The sequence below is a fragment of the Enemella evansiae genome (genome assembly GCF_002250705.1).
Lineage (GTDB): Bacteria > Actinomycetota > Actinomycetes > Propionibacteriales > Propionibacteriaceae > Enemella > Enemella evansiae.
The window spans coordinates 67,336-85,252 of record NZ_NMVP01000008.1 but is presented as its reverse complement, the minus strand read 5'-3'; the positions used below and the strand labels follow the sequence as shown (position 1 = coordinate 85,252).

22 protein-coding genes and 1 pseudogene are annotated in these 17,917 nt (G+C 68.2%); 10 read left to right on the top strand and 13 right to left on the bottom strand.

All coding sequences use genetic code 11. The features are described from left to right. Positions 1-234 (bottom strand): annotated as a pseudogene (locus BI335_RS21355) (hypothetical protein); the annotation flags it as partial. A gap of 82 nt (positions 235-316) precedes the next feature. Between BI335_RS21355 and BI335_RS07645 the strand changes: the two are divergent. Next, the gene (locus tag BI335_RS07645) at positions 317-1,180 is read left to right on the top strand and encodes an HhH-GPD family protein (protein WP_229117729.1); all 864 of its coding nucleotides are present in this window, start codon (positions 317-319) and stop codon (positions 1,178-1,180) included. 1 nt (position 1,181) lies between these two features. Here BI335_RS07645 and BI335_RS07640 read toward each other — a convergent pair whose 3' ends face one another. From BI335_RS07640 to BI335_RS07625, 4 genes are all read right to left on the bottom strand, one after another. Further along, a complete protein-coding gene (locus tag BI335_RS07640; RefSeq protein ID WP_229117728.1) occupies positions 1,182-1,709 on the bottom strand; it encodes a GNAT family N-acetyltransferase in 528 nt (175 codons plus the stop codon). Positions 1,710-1,747: 38 nt separating this feature from the next. Next, positions 1,748-2,617, bottom strand: a complete 870-nt coding sequence (locus tag BI335_RS07635; protein WP_094399385.1) for an EamA family transporter — start codon at positions 2,615-2,617, stop codon at positions 1,748-1,750. Next, positions 2,617-3,087 carry a DUF3592 domain-containing protein gene (locus BI335_RS07630; RefSeq protein WP_094405045.1) on the bottom strand — a complete coding sequence of 157 codons (471 nt, stop codon included), beginning with the start codon at positions 3,085-3,087 and terminating at the stop codon, positions 2,617-2,619. Before BI335_RS07630 ends, BI335_RS07635 begins: the two co-directional genes overlap by 1 nt. Before the next feature lie 88 nt (positions 3,088-3,175). Continuing rightward, positions 3,176-5,731: an ATP-dependent Clp protease ATP-binding subunit gene (locus BI335_RS07625; RefSeq protein WP_094405044.1), complete on the bottom strand. Its 2,556-nt coding sequence runs from the start codon at positions 5,729-5,731 to the stop codon at positions 3,176-3,178. A gap of 243 nt (positions 5,732-5,974) precedes the next feature. Between BI335_RS07625 and BI335_RS07620 the strand changes: the two genes are divergently transcribed. Both BI335_RS07620 and lepB read left to right on the top strand, forming a co-directional pair. Continuing rightward, entirely contained in the window at positions 5,975-6,409 is a 435-nt protein-coding gene (locus tag BI335_RS07620; protein ID WP_094357797.1) for a hypothetical protein, read from the top strand. A gap of 12 nt (positions 6,410-6,421) precedes the next feature. Further along, positions 6,422-7,177, top strand: coding sequence for a signal peptidase I (lepB, locus tag BI335_RS07615; RefSeq protein ID WP_229117727.1), 756 nt, complete (start codon positions 6,422-6,424; stop codon positions 7,175-7,177). A 12-nt stretch (positions 7,178-7,189) separates the two neighbouring features. Here lepB and BI335_RS07610 read toward each other — a convergent pair whose 3' ends face one another. Beyond that, complete coding sequence (locus tag BI335_RS07610; RefSeq protein ID WP_094405043.1) at positions 7,190-8,092, bottom strand: LysR family transcriptional regulator; 903 nt, start codon at positions 8,090-8,092, stop codon at positions 7,190-7,192. 173 nt (positions 8,093-8,265) lie between these two features. Here BI335_RS07610 and BI335_RS07605 point away from each other — a divergent pair, with 173 nt between their 5' ends. Next, positions 8,266-9,357 (top strand): PrpF domain-containing protein, encoded by a 1,092-nt coding sequence (locus BI335_RS07605; protein WP_094405042.1) that lies wholly within the window; start codon positions 8,266-8,268, stop codon positions 9,355-9,357. A gap of 42 nt (positions 9,358-9,399) precedes the next feature. Beyond that, on the top strand, positions 9,400-10,731 hold the full coding sequence (locus tag BI335_RS07600) for an SLC13 family permease (RefSeq protein ID WP_094405041.1): 1,332 nt from the start codon (positions 9,400-9,402) through the stop codon (positions 10,729-10,731). Here BI335_RS07600 and BI335_RS07595 read toward each other — a convergent pair. From BI335_RS07595 to BI335_RS07565, 7 genes are all read right to left on the bottom strand, one after another. Then, a complete protein-coding gene (locus BI335_RS07595; protein WP_094405040.1) occupies positions 10,728-11,138 on the bottom strand; it encodes a hypothetical protein in 411 nt (136 codons plus the stop codon). The two genes, BI335_RS07600 and BI335_RS07595, sit on opposite strands and share 4 nt — an antisense overlap. Positions 11,139-11,198: 60 nt before the next feature. Next, positions 11,199-12,005, bottom strand: coding sequence for an AAA family ATPase (locus BI335_RS07590; RefSeq protein WP_094405050.1), 807 nt, complete (start codon positions 12,003-12,005; stop codon positions 11,199-11,201). Positions 12,006-12,007: 2 nt separating this feature from the next. Further along, entirely contained in the window at positions 12,008-13,390 is a 1,383-nt protein-coding gene (locus tag BI335_RS07585; RefSeq protein WP_094405039.1) for a Mu transposase C-terminal domain-containing protein, read from the bottom strand. 6 nt (positions 13,391-13,396) lie between these two features. Next, positions 13,397-13,993: a recombinase family protein gene (locus tag BI335_RS07580; RefSeq protein ID WP_094405038.1), complete on the bottom strand. Its 597-nt coding sequence runs from the start codon at positions 13,991-13,993 to the stop codon at positions 13,397-13,399. Positions 13,994-14,202: 209 nt separating this feature from the next. Next, positions 14,203-14,583, bottom strand: coding sequence for a DsrE family protein (locus BI335_RS07575; RefSeq protein WP_229117726.1), 381 nt, complete (start codon positions 14,581-14,583; stop codon positions 14,203-14,205). Between the two features lies 1 nt (position 14,584). Further along, entirely contained in the window at positions 14,585-15,001 is a 417-nt protein-coding gene (locus tag BI335_RS07570) for a DUF302 domain-containing protein (protein WP_094405037.1), read from the bottom strand. A 33-nt stretch (positions 15,002-15,034) separates the two neighbouring features. Next, positions 15,035-15,292, bottom strand: coding sequence for a metal-sensitive transcriptional regulator (locus BI335_RS07565; RefSeq protein ID WP_014920545.1), 258 nt, complete (start codon positions 15,290-15,292; stop codon positions 15,035-15,037). A gap of 146 nt (positions 15,293-15,438) precedes the next feature. Between BI335_RS07565 and BI335_RS07560 the strand changes: the two genes are divergently transcribed. The 5 genes from BI335_RS07560 to trxA are packed head-to-tail and all read left to right on the top strand — an operon-like array spanning position 15,439 to position 17,908. After that, positions 15,439-16,026 (top strand): rhodanese-like domain-containing protein, encoded by a 588-nt coding sequence (locus BI335_RS07560; protein ID WP_229117724.1) that lies wholly within the window; start codon positions 15,439-15,441, stop codon positions 16,024-16,026. Further along, on the top strand, positions 16,023-16,781 hold the full coding sequence (locus BI335_RS07555) for a sulfite exporter TauE/SafE family protein (protein ID WP_094405035.1): 759 nt from the start codon (positions 16,023-16,025) through the stop codon (positions 16,779-16,781). The genes BI335_RS07560 and BI335_RS07555 overlap by 4 nt, the downstream gene beginning before the upstream one ends. A 22-nt stretch (positions 16,782-16,803) precedes the next feature. Next, positions 16,804-17,145, top strand: coding sequence for a rhodanese-like domain-containing protein (locus tag BI335_RS07550; protein ID WP_094405034.1), 342 nt, complete (start codon positions 16,804-16,806; stop codon positions 17,143-17,145). Between the two features lie 52 nt (positions 17,146-17,197). Beyond that, positions 17,198-17,494: a rhodanese-like domain-containing protein gene (locus BI335_RS07545; protein ID WP_094405033.1), complete on the top strand. Its 297-nt coding sequence runs from the start codon at positions 17,198-17,200 to the stop codon at positions 17,492-17,494. A 51-nt stretch (positions 17,495-17,545) separates the two neighbouring features. Further along, positions 17,546-17,908 (top strand): thioredoxin, encoded by a 363-nt coding sequence (gene trxA, locus BI335_RS07540; RefSeq protein ID WP_094405032.1) that lies wholly within the window; start codon positions 17,546-17,548, stop codon positions 17,906-17,908. The last annotated feature ends 9 nt before the right edge of the window (positions 17,909-17,917 follow it).

Below are 17,917 nucleotides of genomic sequence, written 5' to 3'. Positions count from 1 at the left end.
TGTAGGGGCCGGGGTCGGCGCGGGGGTCTCGTCGGCCGGGGCCGGGGCCGGGGCCGCCGGATCGGCGGGCGGTGCCGCGGCCGGCTGGGCCGGCCCGGAGATCGCCTGGCTGATGCTGCTGATCATGAAGCCCGCCCCCACCAGGACCGCAACCAGGACGATGAGCACGGCGCCGCGTCGCAGCCAGTAGGTCTCCTCGGCCTCGGGGCCGATGGGGTGAAAGAGTCCGCCCATGGACGCAGAGTAGGTAACCAGCCCGCCAGTGCGCGGCAAGCCACGCCCAAGAATTACATTTTGGCGACATATCCTCGCCGATGTGGACGAGGAGCGCGCGGAACTGGTGCAGGCAGTGGTGGCGTGGTTCGCCGAGGCCGCTCGGGATCTGCCCTGGCGCGGCGCGGCGGGCTGGCCGGTGCTGGTCAGTGAGTTCATGCTTCAGCAGACCCCGGTCTCCCGGGTGCTCGAACCGTGGCGGGCCTGGCTGGCGCGCTGGCCCACCCCCGCCGCGCTGGCCGCCGATCCGCCCGGTGAGGCGGTCCGGATGTGGGGCCGGCTCGGTTATCCGCGGCGGGCGCTGCGGCTGCATGCCGCGGCCGTCGCGATAGTCGAACGCCACGACGGCGAGGTACCGAGCGATCACGACGAGCTGCTCGCCCTGCCCGGGGTCGGTTCCTACACCGCCGCGGCGGTCTCGGCATTCGCCTTCGGCGGCGGCGAGGTGGTGCTGGACACCAATGTGCGCCGCGTGCTGGCACGGGCGATCAGCGGTGTCGAGTTCCCGGCGAACACCCCGACCGCGGCCGAGCGGCGGCTCGCGGCCGAGCTCTGGCCGGCCGAGGATGCGGCGCGCTGGTCGGCGGCGGTGATGGAACTCGGTGCGCTGATCTGCACCGCGGCCCGGCCGAAATGCGGCGACTGCCCGATCCGGGACCGCTGTGCCTGGTACGCCGCGGGTCGCCCCACCCACGACGGCCCGCCGCGGCGCGGGCAGACCTATGCCGGCACCGATCGGCAGGTCCGCGGCCGGCTGCTCGAGGTGCTCCGCGATGCCGAGGACCCGGTCCCCGCGGCCCGCCTCGATCTGGTCTGGGACGACCCGGTGCAACGCACCCGGGCGCTCGAATCGCTGCTCGCCGACGGTCTGGTGGTCCGCCGTGGCCGGGCGTACACCCTGCCCTGACTCAGCGCAGGGCTGCGGGTTCGGCGTACCCCTCGACGAGCCGCAGCTGGCAGAAGAGCACGTCGTGCCAGCGGCCGAACTTCCAGCCGGCCATCTCGGTGACGCCGATGTCGGTGAAACCGAAGGCGCGGTGCAGGCCGAGGCTGGCGTCGTTGGGCAGGGTGATCGAGGCGATCGCCACGACGTAACCGCGTTCGGTCAGCCGCTCCAGCAATGCCTGGTACAGCGCGCGGCCCGCGCCGGTGCGGCGTACCCCCTGGCGCAGATAGACGCTCACCTCGGTGCACCACTGCCAGGCGTACCGACCGCGGTAGACCCCGGCGTAGGCGTAGCCGAGGATCGCACCGTCCCGTTCGGCGACCAGGAAGGCGTGCCGCTGCTGGGCGGCGGCGATCCGCTGCGCCATCTCCACCGGCGGGCAGGGCTGGTCCTCGAAGGTGATCGCGGTCTCCAGCGTGTAGGGCGCATAGATCTCGGCGACCGCCTCGGCATCGGCGGCAACCGCGTCCCGGATCGTCAGCTCGCTCACGGCGGCCAATCTAGGCCCGGCGATCCGACCGACCCCGATCAGTCCACGGTGCGTGGACCGCGGGATCGGGTGGCGCCGACCGAGGCGATCACCACACACCCGATCGCCAGCCATTCCAACCAGCCAAGCCTTTCCGAGAGCAGCACCAGCGCTGCCAGTGCGGCGGCGGCCGGTTCCAGGCTCATCAGGATCCCGAAGGTACGCGCCGGCATGGTGCGCAGCGCGTGCAGCTCGAGGCTGTACGGCACCACCGAACTGAGCAGCCCGACAGCGGCGCCGAGCAGCCACACATGGGCATTGCCGAGATCGGCGACGCCGCCGTCGATCAGCATCGGGATGGTGGCCAGGGTGACCGCGACCGTGCTGGCCACCGCCAGCCCGCTCACCCCCTGCCAGCTCTGCCCGGTCCGCGCGGCGAGCAGGATGTAACCGGCCCAGGCGGCGCCGGCGAGTGCCGCCAGGCCGACCCCGATCCAGTCCAGTTCGGCCGGGCCGAGGCCGAGCAGCACCACCCCGACCGCGGCCAACCCGACCCAGATCAGATCCTTGACCCGCCGCGATCCGAACAGCGCCACCGACAGCGGCCCCAGGAACTCGATGGTCACCGCCAGCCCGAGCGGGATCCGCGCGAAACTCTGGTAGATCGCCCAGTTCATCAACCCGAGCACGGTGCCGAAGCCGATCACCACCAGCCATTCCCGACCGGTACGCCCCCGCAGCCGCGGCCGGGCGATGATCAGCAGCACCAGCGTCGAGGTGGCCAGCCGCAACCACACCATGGTGCTCGGGCTGACCGTGCCGAAGAGGCCCTTGGCGATCGCGGCTCCGACCTGGACCGAGGCGATCGAGCCGAGCACCAGCAACCAGGGCGGGATCGCGGGCCGCGATCCGGAGGCGACCGGGTTCATCACCCGAGCCCCCTGCCGCGGCGCGGCCGGCGCCGGCCCAGCTCCTCGGCTGCGATGCCGGCGATCAGCGCACCGGCGGCGAACAGCACCGCCTGCCACCACAGCTGCATCCAGTCGGCGACCCGGGCATCGGCCGGGCGGGCGGTGGAGAACCAGACCCGCTCCTGATCACCCTTCTGGGGTGCCTCGGTGCCGCTCCAGGTCTGGTCGAAGCGGCGGTACTGGCCGTTGCTGTCGGCGAACTCGACGGTGATCTGCCAGTTCCCCGGCTGCGGGCGCCCGTCGGCGCCGATCACCGGCTGCACCGCGACCACCTCACCGGCCACGGCCTGGGTGGTGGAGTGGAAGTAGAGGTTCTGCGCCGACAGCACCAGGGCGACCACGCCAAGGCCGATCGCGACCAGCGCGAGCAGCCGACCGAGCAGCCGCCGGGCGGGCGACTGGAAGGTCTGCGGGGCGGTCACACTCACCGAATCACCCTAGCCGGGCGGGCAACGCAGAACGCCCCCGTCTCCACGCAGGAGACGGGGGCGCTCGGCGTACCGGATCGGTCACCGATCAGCTGGCCGAGGACTCGCCCTCGCCGCCACCGTCACCGGTGGCGAACTCGGCCGGCACCTTGTTCGGTGCGGAGCCCTTCTTCGAGCCGGTGAAGGTGAACGGGTTCTCCTCCGAGTCGTCACCGGAGTTGACGTCCACCAGCACGATCTCGCCCGAGTTCACCTCGCCGAAGAGGATCTTCTCGGCGAGCACGTCCTCGATGTCGCGCTGCAGCGCACGCCGCAGCGGACGGGCGCCGAGCACCGGATCGTAACCCCGCTTGGCGACCAGCTGCTTGGCCTCCTGGGTGAGCTCGATGCCCATGTCCCGATCGGTCAGCCGCTCCTCGATCTGGGCCACCATCAGGTCGACGATGCGCTCGATGTCGGCCTGGGTGAGCTGGTGGAAGACCACGATCTCGTCGACCCGGTTCAAGAACTCGGGACGGAAGTGGGTCTTCAGCTCATCGGCGACCTTGGCCTTCATCTTCTCGTAGCTGCCCTCGGTGTCACCGGCCTGGGAGAAGCCGAGGTTCACCGACTTGTTGATGTCGCGGGTGCCGAGGTTGGTGGTCATCACGATGACGGTGTTCTTGAAGTCCACCACGCGGCCCTGCGCGTCGGTCAGTCGACCCTCGTCGAGGATCTGCAGCAGCGAGTTGAAGATGTCCGGGTGCGCCTTCTCGATCTCGTCGAAGAGGATCACCGAGAACGGCTTGCGCCGCACCTTCTCGGTCAGCTGGCCGCCCTCCTCGTAACCGACGTAGCCGGGGGGCGAGCCGAACATCCGCGAGGCGGTGTGCTTCTCGCTGTACTCCGACATGTCGAGGGTGATCAGCGCATCCTCGTCGCCGAACAGGAACTCGGTGAGCGCCTTGGTCAGCTCGGTCTTGCCGACACCGGAGGGGCCGGCGAAGATGAACGAGCCGCTGGGCCGCTTCGGGTCCTTCAGCCCGGCCCGGGTGCGCCGGATCGAGCGGGACAGCGCCCGCACGGCGTCGTCCTGGCCGATGTAGCGCTTGCCGATCTCCTCCTCCATCTTGAGCAGCCGGCTGGACTCTTCCTCGGTCAGCTTGAACACCGGGATGCCGGTGGCCGAGCTGAGCACCTCGGCAATGGTCTCCTCATCGACCTCGGCGACGGTGGAGTCGTCGCCCTTCTTCCACTGCTCCTCCTTCTCCGCGCGCTGGCCGAGCAGCTTCTTCTCGTCATCGCGCAGACCGGCGGCCCGCTCGAAGTCCTGGGCGTCGATCGCGGCTTCCTTCTCCAGCCGGACGGCGGCAATCTTCTCGTCGAACTCGCGCAGGTCCGGCGGAGCGGTCATCCGGCGGATCCGCAACCGGGCACCGGCCTCGTCGATCAGGTCGATCGCCTTGTCCGGCAGGAAGCGGTCCTGGATGTAGCGGTCGGCCAGCTGGGCCGCCGCGGTCAGCGCGTCGTCGATGATGGTGATCCGGTGGTGCGCCTCGTAGCGGTCGCGGAGCCCGCGCAGGATGTCGATGGTGTGCGCGATCGACGGCTCGCTGACCTGGATCGGCTGGAAGCGGCGCTCCAGCGCGGCGTCCTTCTCGATGTGCTTGCGGTACTCATCGAGGGTGGTGGCGCCGATGGTCTGCAGCTCGCCGCGGGCCAGCATCGGCTTCAGGATGCTGGCGGCATCGATCGCGCCCTCGGCGGCACCCGCACCCACCAGGGTGTGGATCTCGTCGATGAACAAGATGATGTCGCCGCGGGTCTTGATCTCCTTGAGCACCTTCTTCAGGCGCTCCTCGAAGTCACCGCGGTACCGCGAACCGGCGACCAGCGCACCCAGGTCCAGGGTGTAGATCTGCTTGTCCCGCAGGGTTTCGGGGACATCGCCACGGACGACGGCCTGGGACAGCCCCTCGACGACGGCGGTCTTGCCGACGCCCGGTTCGCCGATCAGCACCGGGTTGTTCTTGGTACGCCGGGACAGCACGGTCATCACGCGCTCGATCTCCGGCTCCCGGCCGATCACCGGGTCGAGCTTGTTCTCCCGCGCGGCCTGGGTCAGGTTGCGACCGAACTGGTCCAGCACGGTGGAACTGGCCGGGCCGCCCTGACCGGTCTCGGCGGTGGCACCGACACCCGCCGGCTCGCCGCCGCCCTTGTTGCCCTGGAAGCCGGACAGCAGCTGCAGCACCTGGTTGCGGACCCGGTTCAGGTCGGCGCCGAGCTTGACCAGCACCTGCGCGGCGACGCCCTCGCCCTCGCGGATCAGGCCGAGCAGGATGTGCTCGGTGCCGATGTAGGAATGGTTGAGCTGCAGCGCCTCGCGCAGCGAGAGCTCCAGCACCTTCTTGGCCCGCGGGGTGAACGGGATGTGGCCGGTCGGCGACTGCTGACCGTGGCCGATGATCTCCTCGACCTTCTCGCGCACGGCCTCCAGCGAGATCCCCAGCGACTCCAGGGCCTTGGCGGCAACACCCTCGCCCTCGTGGATCAGGCCCAGCAGGATGTGCTCGGTGCCGATGTAGTTGTGGTTGAGCATCCGGGCCTCGTCCTGGGCCAGAACGACCACCCGTCGCGCCCGGTCGGTGAACCGCTCGAACATTTAGTACTCCTCGGCTTGTGTGTCAGGGGAGGCTGTGCCCCGCACCTGTTCCTCAACTCTAGTCATTACCCGCTTCGCACCAAGGTGTTTCACGAACCTGATGACCGAGGGTTGAGCCCAACAGACTCAACAACCGGTGCGCGGGCCGCGGTATTCCGGTCTTTTCGCCCCGTTCGCCCGCAGCGAAACCGCGCCGATCCGGCCTCCGCGGGCCGCACAGCCGGGGCCGGTACGCTGGCCCACGTGAGCGCTGCAGACGACCGACCGAATCCCGCCTCCCTGACCGTGCTGCGGATCTCCGCGGCCGTGACCGCGCTCGGCGCGCTGGCCCAGGCCGGCCTGGGCCTGGCGATGGTGATGGGCACCCGCGGGATCCTCTCGGCCCACTCCGGGATCGCCTACCTGACGATGGCCGCCGCGGTGGTCGCCGGTGTCGCGGCCGGGCTCTGGTCCCGCCGCGGTGGCAACACCGGGATGATGATGCACGCGCTGACCGTCGCGGTGCTCGCGGTGCTGCAGTTCGGCCTCGGCGAGATGGGCATGCGGACCGTGCACATCGCCATCGGCGTGGCGTTCCTGGTCGCCGCGGTCGCGCTGGCCACGCTCGCCTACCGCAAGCCCTACGCCGCCAGCCCGGAGGGTGCGCTGAACGAGTCGACCCATCACCACGAGGGCTGATCGGTCACATCGGTGACGGAGGAGCAATACCGGTCGCCGGCGCGCCGGCTGCTGACGGTGATCAAGGAGATCGCCATCGTGCTGATCGGCGCGATGCTGGTCTCGGCACTGCTGCGGGCATTCGTGTTCGAACCGTTCACCATCCCCTCGGGGTCGATGGAGAACACCATGCAGGTGAACGACAAGGTGGTCGCCCAGAAGCTCACCGGTTTCAAGCGCGGTGATGTGATCGTCTTCCGCGACCCCGGCGAATGGGTGCCCGGTCAGCGGTCCCAGCGCACCGACCTGCTCGGTCGCGGACTGGAGTTCATCGGCGTACTGCCCAACTCCAGCGACGACTTCCTGACCAAGCGGGTGATCGGTACGCCCGGGGACAAGGTGAAGTGCTGCGACGCCCAGGGCCGGGTGAGTGTCAACGACCAGCCGCTCGAGGAGGACTACCTCTACAGCGACAACAACGGTCGGGTGCTGCCCTCCGAGCAGCCCTTCGAGGTGGTCGTGCCGCGCGGGCGGGTGTTCGTGCTCGGTGACCACCGCAACGCCTCCGCCGACTCCCGCTGCCATCTCCAGGACCCGGCGGCCTCCGGCGGGCCGCCCGGTGAGGATGCCTTCGTGCCGGAGGAGAACATCGTCGGCCCGGTCGGGCTGATCGTCGCTCCTTTTGAACGCTGGCAGCAATTCCGGACACCGAGCGCCTTCGAACGGGTGCCCGCCCCGCAGGCCGAGGCACCAGCGGCGGCGAAGATCGTCACCAGTTATCGCTGCTGAACCGACTCACCGTCAGCGCTGGTGGCGTGCATCGGCGGCGCGCGCCAGATGCTCGGCCAGCAGGGCCGCGGCCGGTGCCAGTTCCCGCCGGCTCGGCGCCAGCAGCTCGATGCTGCGGGCCGGGACCTGATCGGCGGCCGGCAGCGGCAGGGTACGCAGGTCATGGGCGACCCGCTCCACCGCCAGACTGGGCGTCATCGCGATCCCGATCCCGGCGGCCACCATCGCCGCCACCTCCTGGTAGTCGTGCGCCCGATAGGCGATCTCGGGGGTGAACCCGGCCCGCTGGCAGCTGCGCAGCAGGGCCTCCACCGACGGGTGGTCATCACCGCGGACGATCCAGTGCTGATCGGCCAGTTCGGCCAGCCGGAACCGGCTGCGGTGCCAGCTGTCCGGGACCAGCAGCACCGTGTTGTCGGTCATCAGCCGACGCACCGGCACCACCCAGTCGGCCGCGTCGGTCCATTCGTAGCTCCACATCAGGGCCAGATCGAGCTCACCCGAGCGCAGCATGCTGAGCAGTTCGGTACGCAGCGCGGAGCGCACCTGCACGGTGATCCCCGGGCGCTCCCGGCGCAGCGTGACCAGCGCATCGGACAGCAGCGAGGCGCTGGCGGTCGGGAAGGAACCGAGCCGGACCGTGCCGGTCTCCAGCGAGCGCAGCGCGGCCAGCTCGGCATCCGCCTCCCGCAGCTCCCGGCGTACCGCCGCGGCCCGGGCCACCAGCAGCTCACCGGCTTCGGTCAGCTTCACCCCACGCGGCAACCGGACCAGCAATGGCTGCCCCGCCTGGCGCTCCAGCCGGGAGACCCGCTGGGAGGCCGCCGAGACGGTGATCGCCGACCGCTCCGCACCCGCGGTGATCGAACCGGTCTCGGCGATGTCCAGCAACAGCAACAGCGAGACCACGTCCATCCGATGCTCCCCTTCCACGTCGGCTGAGCGAGCGCAGCGAGTCGAAGCCACGCCTTCACTCATCCTAAAGCCAATCGAAGCAAACTTAAATTGTGCTCAACCCGGGATCTTCCTACCGTTCTTGATGAGGCCACGGCGTACCCCGCCTGACCGGAGAACCGAGGAGACCAGAGATGTTCGTGAACGCGACCCTGATGCGCGGTGGCACCAGCAAGTGCTGGGTGCTGGACGCCCGGGAACTGCCGTCCGACCGGGACGTGCTGGGACGCCTGCTGGTGGAGATGTTCGGCGGCCGCGACCCGGCCCAGCTGGACGGTGTCGGCGGTGGTACGCCGGTGACCTCCAAGGCGGCGATCGTCGGGCCGAGCGCGACCGTCGAGGGTCAGCTGGACTACCTCTTCGCCCAGGTCGGCGTCGGTACCGGCACCGTCGAGTGGCAGAGCAACTGCGGCAACTGCGCCAGCGGCGTCGCGCTCTGGGCGCTGGCCCACGGACTGGTCACCACGACCGGTGGGGCTAGCACGATGACGATCCGCAACGTCAACACCGGCACCATGTTCCACGCCGAGGTCGGCCAGGCCGACGCCGACTTCACCACCGGGCGGGCGATCGTGCCCGGCGTGCGCGGCACCGGCATCGACGTGCGGCTGAGCTTCGTCGACCCGCAGGGCGGCACCACCGGGGCGCTGCTGCCCACCGGGTCGGCGCGCACCGAACTGGCCGGCGTCCCGGCCAGCCTGATCGACGCGGGCGCCCCGGTCGCCCTGGTCCCCGCCGCGGCACTCGGACTGCCGGCCGCCGCCGGGGTCGCCGAGCTCACCGCCGCGGTACCGACCCTGCGGCAGCTGCGCCGCCGGGCCGCGCTGGCGATGGGGCTGGCCCGCGAGGGGGACCCGATCCGCGATTCGGTGCCCAAGATCGGGCTGGCCGGGCCGCCGGTGGCCTACCGCACGCTGCTCGGCGAGGAACTCGGCCCGGGTGACTACGACCTCTCGGTGCGGATGCTGTCGATGACCGCACCGCACCCCTCGATCGGCCTCACCTCCGCGGTCGCACTCGCCTTCCTGGCCCGCACCCCCGGCTCGATCCTCGACACCTGGCTCGACCCGGAGACCGACGCCCCGCTGCGGATCGGCACCCTCTCCGGGGTGCTGAGCTGCCGGCTCAGCCGGCTGGACGGGCACCTCGAGGTGACCCTCGACCGGGCCGCCCGGGTGCTCGCCGAAGCGAAGATCCCGCTCCGTGACGGCGTACTCGCGGCCTGACCGACTCACGTAGATTTCGAAGCAGAGCTTTAGGAGAAGACAATGACGTCTGCTGTGATCATCGCGCTCGCGGTGCTGGTGGCGATCTTCGTGATCGCGACGATCTTCGAGATCAACATCGGCATCCTCGGCTTCATCGGCGCCTTCGGCGTCGGCACCCTGGTGCTGCAACAGTCCGAGAAACAGATCCTGGAACACTTCCCGGCAAGCATCGTGCTGACCATCGTCGGGGTCACCTACTTCTTCGCGGTGGCCAGACGCAACGGCACGGTCGAGGTGATCGTCGCCCGGCTGCTGAGCTGGTTCGGGCACCGGACGGCGCTGCTGCCCTGGGCGTTCTTCCTCACCGCCGCCGGGCTCACCTCGATCGGCACCTTCTCCCCCGCCGCGGTCGCCCTGCTGGCTCCGGCCGCGATGCCGGCGGCCCGCCGGGCCGGGATCAACCCGCTGGTGATGGGCGTACTGATCATCAACGGTGCACACGCCGGCGGCTTCTCACCGCTGTCGGTGTCGGGGGTGCTGGTCGGCAACCTGGCCGTCAAACAGGGCCTGCAGTTCAGCGCGCTCTTCCTGTTCGCCGCCTCGTTCGTCGCGAACCTGGTGATCTCGATGATCGTCGTGCTGGTCGATCTGCTGGTACGCCGCCGGCGGGTGGTCGAGCAGGTCTCCACCCGCACCCCGGCGACCGCCACCACGGGCGGGTCGTCCCGCGCCGGTTCGGTGGCCACCCTGGAGGGCCCGGCCGACTCCGGCAACGCCCACACCGACGACGCCCCCGCGGTCGCGCCGCGGGCCAACCGGATCCAGAAGTTCACGCTGCTGGTGCTGGCGGTGATGGTCGTCTCGGTGGTGGCGCTGAACGCCCCGATCGGTTTCGTCGCGCTGGCCGCCGGCGCCCTGCTGGGTGGCTTCGACCTCTCCAACCAGCGCGCCTGCATCGCCGACATCAGCTGGTCGACGGTGCTGCTGGTGGCCGGGATGATGACCTACATCGCGCTGCTGGAGTCCGAGGGGATCATCGGTCAGCTGTCGAATGCGGCGCTGAGCGTGGGCAGCCCGGCGCTGGTCGCGCTGCTGCTGTGCGCGGTGATGGCCATCACCTCCGCGTTCGCCTCCTCGACCGCACTGCTCACCGCCCTGGTCCCGCTGGCCGCACCGCTGCTGGCCACCGGCGGGGTGAGCAGCATGGGGATGATCTCCGCGCTGTCGGTATCGGCGACCGTGGTCGATGTCAGCCCGTTCTCCACCAACGGCGCCCTGATCATCGCCTCCGCCGACACCGCGCTGCGGCAGAAGCTCTACCGCCAGCTGCTGGGATACGCCGCCCTGGTGGTGATCTTCGCCCCGATCGCGCTCTGGGCGGTGCTGGTCTAGAGCTCGTCGAGCAGCGCCTGCAGCTCGTCCACCGCACGCTGCCGCTCGGTGATCTCGTCGGCGGCACGGTTCGCCGCCTCGGTCGTCTCCGCGGCCGAGGCGGCGAGCCGTTTCCGCTGCTGTGCGAGCGCGGCGGCCTCGGCCTCGGCCGCGCTGAGCTGCGTGCGCAGCGCGTCGATCGCCGCGGCCAGTTCGCGCGCCCGGTTCTCGGCCTGCTCCGCTTCGGCGTACGCCTCATCCCGGGCCTGTTCGGCCCGCTCGGCCGCCTGCCGGGCATCGCTGAGGCGTACCTCGGCACCACCCAGCTCCCGCTCCAGCCGGCGGACCGTCTCGGTGTCCGGCCCGGTGGCCGGCTGCTCGGTCTTCCGGTTCGCGGCCCGCTCGGCGTGCGGCCGCAGCGGGATCACCGGGGCGAGCGGTGTGGACTTGTCCGTTAGGTGGCGGCGTTCTGTTTTCGCTCTATGTCGCTAGTTCCCGATAACGAGGATGCTTGCTGCTGCTTCCACGACGTCGTCGGTGATGGTTTCGAGCTGGTTGATCTTGAGGACGCGGGTGATCTGGGGGAATAGCCGTTCGAGGAGACGGAAGTTGCCTCGGGTGATGCGCTCTACTGCGGCAATTGCCTGGGCATCGGTGAAGTCATCCGGGTCGAGGGTCCGGCCGAGCCGTTTCCAATGTCGGTCCAGAACAAAGAGGAGCTCGTCTCTGCCAAGGGCGCGGTATCGGTGGGAGAAGCCGAGCCTGCTGTATAGCGGGGGGTAGTGCCGGAATCGTTGGTCTATGCCGGGCATGCCGATGAGGATCATGGGCAGGTGGGTTCGGTCGTGGTTATCACGGAGGAGTTCAAGGGCTGTCGCGTTGAGCCGTTCGGCTTCATCGATGATGAGCAGCTCCACGAGTGTGGTGACTCTGTTCATTGAGCGTGGTGCGGCATCGAGTTTGTGCAGGTGTTCGTCAATGCACGAGCCGATTCTCACCTGGTACCGGTGTATGTCCTCCATGAGGGTCTTGGGACGGCAGAGAACGTCCGGGGTGTAGAAGACGGCCCGGGAGCGGTTAGCGAATGCGTAGTGCTTCTCGTCCTGGTCGCCGCGTGGTCCCCACTCGGTGATGTAGGGCTCAAGGTCATCCCAGTTTGCGTAGCGGCGCGCGGAGAGTGTTTTACCCACTCCGGCGTCCCCGTGGCAGATCCCTATTGTTCGTTCTTTTCGGACTGCGTTGGCGAACTCGTTGAAGCGTCGGTGTTCCTTGGTGACGATGAAGGTGGGGTTCATCATTAGTCCTCTTCGTAGGTGCGAAGTCGGCGCCGCCGCCGTACTGGTTCAGTGATGTGCGGTTCTTCACGGCTGGTGATTGTTGGAATGCGGTCGTTGATGGTGCGGCGCAGTTCTCTGCGGCGCGCTCTGCGTGCAGCCTCGATGTCCCGCAGACTTAGACGAAGGTTGGGGTGGTCTTCATCGACTGCGACGCAAACGAAGGTGTTGTGGTCGTAGACGCGGATTTCGGAGATGTCCCGAGGGTCGTAGCGGATGGTGACGGTTTGCCCTACGAAGGGCGCCAGCGTGGGTGAGAGGTAGCGCTGGCCTTGAAAGTGGATGCCGTCGCGTTGCACGGTCCGGCTCTTCGGAACTGTCAGGAGGAGTCCGTCGAGGTTTTCCAGACTTTCCGGCATCCTGGGCAGCCAGCCGTCGCCGACCCAAGCATCCCGTGGTGAGGTACCGATCTCACTGTGGGGCCGGTCGTTGTAGACGGCGACGAAGCCTCCGATGGCGCGATCGAGTCCGGGGAGATCGAGTGCGGGCTGTGGTTTTCTGCTCCCCGGCCCCAGATGTCCGGGGAGGGTGGGAAGAACTTCGGTGTTAATGGTCCCGAAGAACCGCTCGATTTTTCCCCGGCCCTGCGGCCGGGCGATGGTCGAGTGGATGATGCGGATGTGCAGCTCGATGGCAGTGTGTTCAAGGTGGTGGCTCGTGAAGTCGGAGCCGTGGTCCACGTGCAGGATGTCGGGCAGTCCGCACATTGCCCAGCTGGGATCACTCTTGCGCCAAATGGCCTGCCGGAGGGCAAGGGCTGTGTTGAGCGCTGATGGTGCACCTGTGAAGACGGTGTAGCCACAGAGCGCCCGGGAGTAATCGTCCATCACTGTCGTCAGCCAGGGCCGATCAGGTTTCCCGTTGGCGCCGTTGATGAGGATATCCAGTTGGGTGTGGTCCGCTTGCCAGATCTGGTTTGGGCGCTCGGCGCGGCGGCGAAGGACAAGTTCATGTCGGTCCCTATACGATGCGGGACCTTCGAGAGCCAGAGTCACCAGGGCGGGGTCCAGTGCCTGGACGATTCCGCGGACAACGGAGTAACTCGGCGCCTGGGCGCCTCGTCCGCCCGCTTCGGCCGCCGCAAGTCGGTGCAGCGTTGCCATGCTCGGGCGGGGCTTCGTCAGTGCAAGTCCCTCGATAAACCTAACCAATCCGGGGTCTATGCGCCGCGTGCCGGCATCGGCGCGCGGTCCCAAGTCGAGAGCACTCGCACCACCAGCCCGGTAGAACCGAAGCCAACGTTGAAGAGTGCGGGTGCTGATCCCGGTTTCACGGGCGAGGGCGGCAAGCGGGATCTGGTCCTCGACGTGAAGTCGAAGGACTTTCCAGCGCTCATCGCCGTTCAGGATTACCTACGTTCTGGTGCTCTCGCGGGCGGCGAGGGCTTGCTGGTGGCGGTAAAGAGTCGCACGGCTCCATCCAACGAGACGGGCGGCGTCTTCCGCGGTGCGTCCCTTCGCCCGGGCGTCCTGCGCGATCGCGAGCTTGTCCGCAATGACAATTGGATCCGTCAGTGGCCGGCCAAATCGCGTTCCGTTCTGCCTGGCAGCGGCGATGCCGGCATTAACCCGCTCGACGATCAGCTCGCGCTCATACTCGGCCAACGTGGCAAGCATGTTCAGCATCAACCGGCCCGTCGAGGTCGCCGGGTCGATACCGTCTGAGATGGATCGGACCTGGACGCCGCGTTCGCGCAGCAGGTTCACGGTGTTCAACACGTCGATCAGTGACCGGCCCAGCCGATCGACCCGCCACACAACGACGGTGTCGCCCTCCTCGGCGTACTCGAGGAGCCTCTTCATCCCGGGCCGTTCGATCGCCGTCTTGCTTCCCGAGGTTACGTCGGCGAAGACGTCGCGCTTTTGCACGCCGGCGGAGACGAGTGCGTCGAGCTGCAGCTGGGCATCCTGGTTCGAAGTACTCACCCGCGTGTAGCCCAATTGCCTCATTAGGCCATTCTGGCTCAAAAAGTCCCTTACGGGCCCCCACTGAGACGATTTACTGTGAGACGTGTTTGCAAGACAAGGAGGTGCCCGGCTTTCTCAGCCGGCCGCCAACCCCTCCTCAGGTCCGGAACAGTGTCTTGAAAAGCTTTTGATTTCCGAGACACCTATGGGAGCACCTGCACCAGGGTGGGTCCACATCATCAGGGGCGGCTCTACAGCCTGGCGTAGGCCCAGCCGTCCCATTGACGCCGGGCCAGGTGGGCGATGGCTGCCGGCACCGTGCCAACGCCGGGCGCGAGGTCTTTGTCTTCCATGCCGGCTGAGCGCATGCTGTTGCCGCAGGCGAGGATATCCACGTGGAGTTGCCCGGCGTTTGCGATGGCTTCGGTGGCGGGTGAGTTTGTGGCGAGGAGTGTGACGCCGGGCCCTTGGACGACCACTTCAATGCCAGATGCCTGACCCAGCGCGGCGCGGGCGTTGGCGGCGCTGCGCAGGATGCCGGTCAGGGCATCCTTTTCGAGCGGGCCGGCTGAGTGGATAAGCAGGCCGGGTGCGGCCTGCTCAGTCTCTGGAACCGTTGTTTGCGCGGACACTCTACGTCGCCGCTTCGCCCAGGTCGGCGAGGGCCCTCCCGAGACGGGTACCGGCGTCGTCGGCGATCTCCTTGACGGCCGGTGCGGCGCTGAGCTGGACCATGGTCTGGGGGTCGATGGCTTCCACCGTGGTCATCTCTGCATCCTTGTTCCGGCGCACCACGACATTGCACGGCAGCAGAGCACCGATTTCCGGTTCGGCGGCGAGGGCGCGGCTGGCCAAGGCCGGGTTGCAGGCGCCGAGGATGACGTAGTCACCGACAGCGTCCGCCGCTTCAGCACCAAGCTTGGTCTCGAAGGTGGAGCGGACGTCGATTTCCGTGAGGATCCCGAAACCCTGGGCTGACAGGGCTTCCCGGGTGCGGTCCAGGGCTTCAGCCCACGGAAGGGCGACGGTGGTAGCGAGTGTGTACGTCATGGGTCTCCTTGGGCTGCTCGATAGCTGGTCTTATTAGGCGAGGGAGAGGAAGAGCTTTTCCAGGTCTTTCTTGTCCATCGTTGCGTCCTTCTGGACGATGCACTGCTCAAGGCCGGTGGCGATGATGGCGAACCCGGCCCGGTCCAGCGCCTTCGATACGGCGGCGAGCTGGGTGACGACATCCTTGCAGTCCCTGCCTTCTTCAAGCATGCGGGTGACTGCGGACAGCTGGCCTTGGGCGCGCTTCAGCCGGTTGATGACAGGGGTCAGTTCTGAGGGATTGAGTTCCACGGTTTCTCCAATATCGGGGGCTTGCATCAATTCTATACCCCCCAGGGTGTTTTAACTACCCCCAGGGGTATCTGCAATACTCGGTGGGGTATCCACCCGACCCCTTCCGAGAGGCCAACATGACTTCCCCTTCCACAGCCCCGGCCGTGACCGCACTCGCCCCTGAAACCCTGCAGTCCTGGTTCAAAGAGCACCAGGACCTCGTGGTCATCGACGTCCGCTCAGCCGCAGAATTCGAGTCCATGCACATCCGCGGCTCCTACAATGTGCCCCTGCCGCTTTTGTCCGAGCACACCGACGAGCTCGCCGCCCGCCTGGGCTCCCGCGTGGTCCTGGTCTGCCAGTCCGGCGTGCGCGCCGAGCAAGCCCGCCAGCGCCTTGCCAAGGCCGGAATCGACACCGCCTACGTACTGACCGGCGGCGCACCCGGCTTCGCCGCCGCCGGCGGGGACGTCGTAAAGGGTAAGGACCGCTGGGACCTTGAGCGGCAGGTCCGTCTTGTGGCCGGGTCCCTCGTGGTCCTGGGCCTGGCCGGCGGCAAGTTCGTTTCTCCAAAGATCCGGACGATTGCCGGGGTCAGCGGGACCGGCCTGACGTTCTCAGCCGCGACCAACACCTGCGCCATGGGCCAGGCCCTCTCGGCCATGCCGTGGAACAAGGCCGCCAAGGAGCCCACCCGCGAAAGCGCCATCCTGCAGCTTCCCCTGCAGACGGCTGAGGACGCCGCGGCATGATTCCGGCCCTGGTTCTGGGGCTCGTCGTCGGCATTGTCCTGGGTGTTGTGGGCGGCGGCGGGTCCATCATCGCCGTTCCGGCCCTGGTGTACGGGGTGGGCATGACCCCGGCGCAAGCGATTCCCACGTCGCTGCTGGTAGTGGGCGTATCCTCGCTTGCCGCCCTGCTGCCCAGGGTCCGCGATGGCCTGAACTGGCCCGTAATCGCACTGGTCGGGGCTGCCGGGATTCCGGCAGCCTGGGCCGGCGCGGCCGTGGGCAAACTGCTGGACCCGAACATCCTGATGCTGGCTTTCGCCGTGATCATGGTGGCCGCGGGCATCCGGATGCTCAGCAAGCCCCGCGAAACCGAAGGTTCCTGCAGCACCGGACCGAACCGTGCATTCCGGTCCTGCGCCCCGAAGGCCGTGGGGGTGGGCCTGCTCGTCGGGTTCCTCACCGGGCTCCTCGGAGTAGGCGGCGGCTTCCTCATCACCCCCGCACTGACCATCTTCCTGGGCCTGCGCATGAAGCAGGCCGTTGGAACCTCTTTGGCGATCATCGTGGTCAATTCCGCCGCAGGGTTCGGCGCCCACGCTGCCGGATACACCATCGACTGGGCCACCACCCTGGCATTCGCCATCCCGGCCATCCTGGGATCCGTCCTCGCCGCACGGTTTGCCCGCCACCTGAAGGACAAACACATCCGCATCTCATTCGCGGTACTCATCTTCGCCGTCGCGGCGTGGGTCACCGCCGGCACCATCACCGCCTGACCCATCCATAGAGGAGAACACCATGGGACTGATCGACGCCCTCAAGAAGGCCTTCAGCAAGCCCTACAAGACCATCTCCGTAGCCCAGGCCAAGGACCTCCTGGGCTCCGGGGCCACGCTCATCGACGTCAGGTCAGCCCAGGAATGGCGGACCGGCCGGGCGCCTCAGGCCAAGCATGTCCCCTTGGACCGGCTGCAGTCCAGCACCGCCGGCATCCAAAAAACCCGTCCCGTGATAACCGTCTGCGCCTCCGGCGTCCGGTCCGCCTCGGCAGCCCGGCTCCTCGCCGCCATGGGGTACGACGCCTACTCGGTGCGCGGCGGCATGGCCGCCTGGCGCCAGGCCGGCGAACCCGTCCGCTGAACAACCGCTCCGCATCCGCAACAGCCCGACACCAGTTCGAAGGAGAAACACCATGGCTGAAATCACCATCACCGAAGCCGAACAGCGCCGCTCCACCGCCCGGATCCTCGACGTCCGCGAGGACTTCGAAGTCGCCGAAGGCATGATCCCCGGCGCCCTGCACATCCCCATGGGCCAGCTGCAGGCCCGCCTGGGCGAACTGGACCCGGCCGTGCCCGTCATCGCGGTCTGCCGCAGCGGCAACCGCAGCGCCGCCGTCGCCGACGCCCTCAACGGCGCCGGCTACACCGCGGACACCATGGCCGGCGGCATGGCTGCCTGGACCCGCGCCGGACTCCCCACCACCTAGGCACCCACTGCAGGGCACCCACCCCACCCGCCCGAAAGGACACAACAGATCATGGCAACCATCGACATCACCGACCAATCATTCGCCCAGACCCTGGAGGACAACGACATCGTCTTCGTCGACTTCTGGGCAGCCTGGTGCGGCCCCTGCCGCATGTTCGCCCCCACTTACGGTGCCGCCGCCGAGCGCCACCCGGACATCACCTTCGCCAAGGTGGACACCGAAGCCGAACAGGCCCTTTCCGCCGCAGCGAACATCACCTCCATCCCCACCCTCATGGCCTTCAAGGACAAAAGGCTGGTTTTCTCCCAGCCCGGAGCGCTCAACGCCACCGGCCTGGAGGAGGTCATCCAGGCCGTCAAAAACCTGGACATGAACAAACTCCAGCCTTCCGAAAACCACCAGCAGGCCTAGCACGCGTAC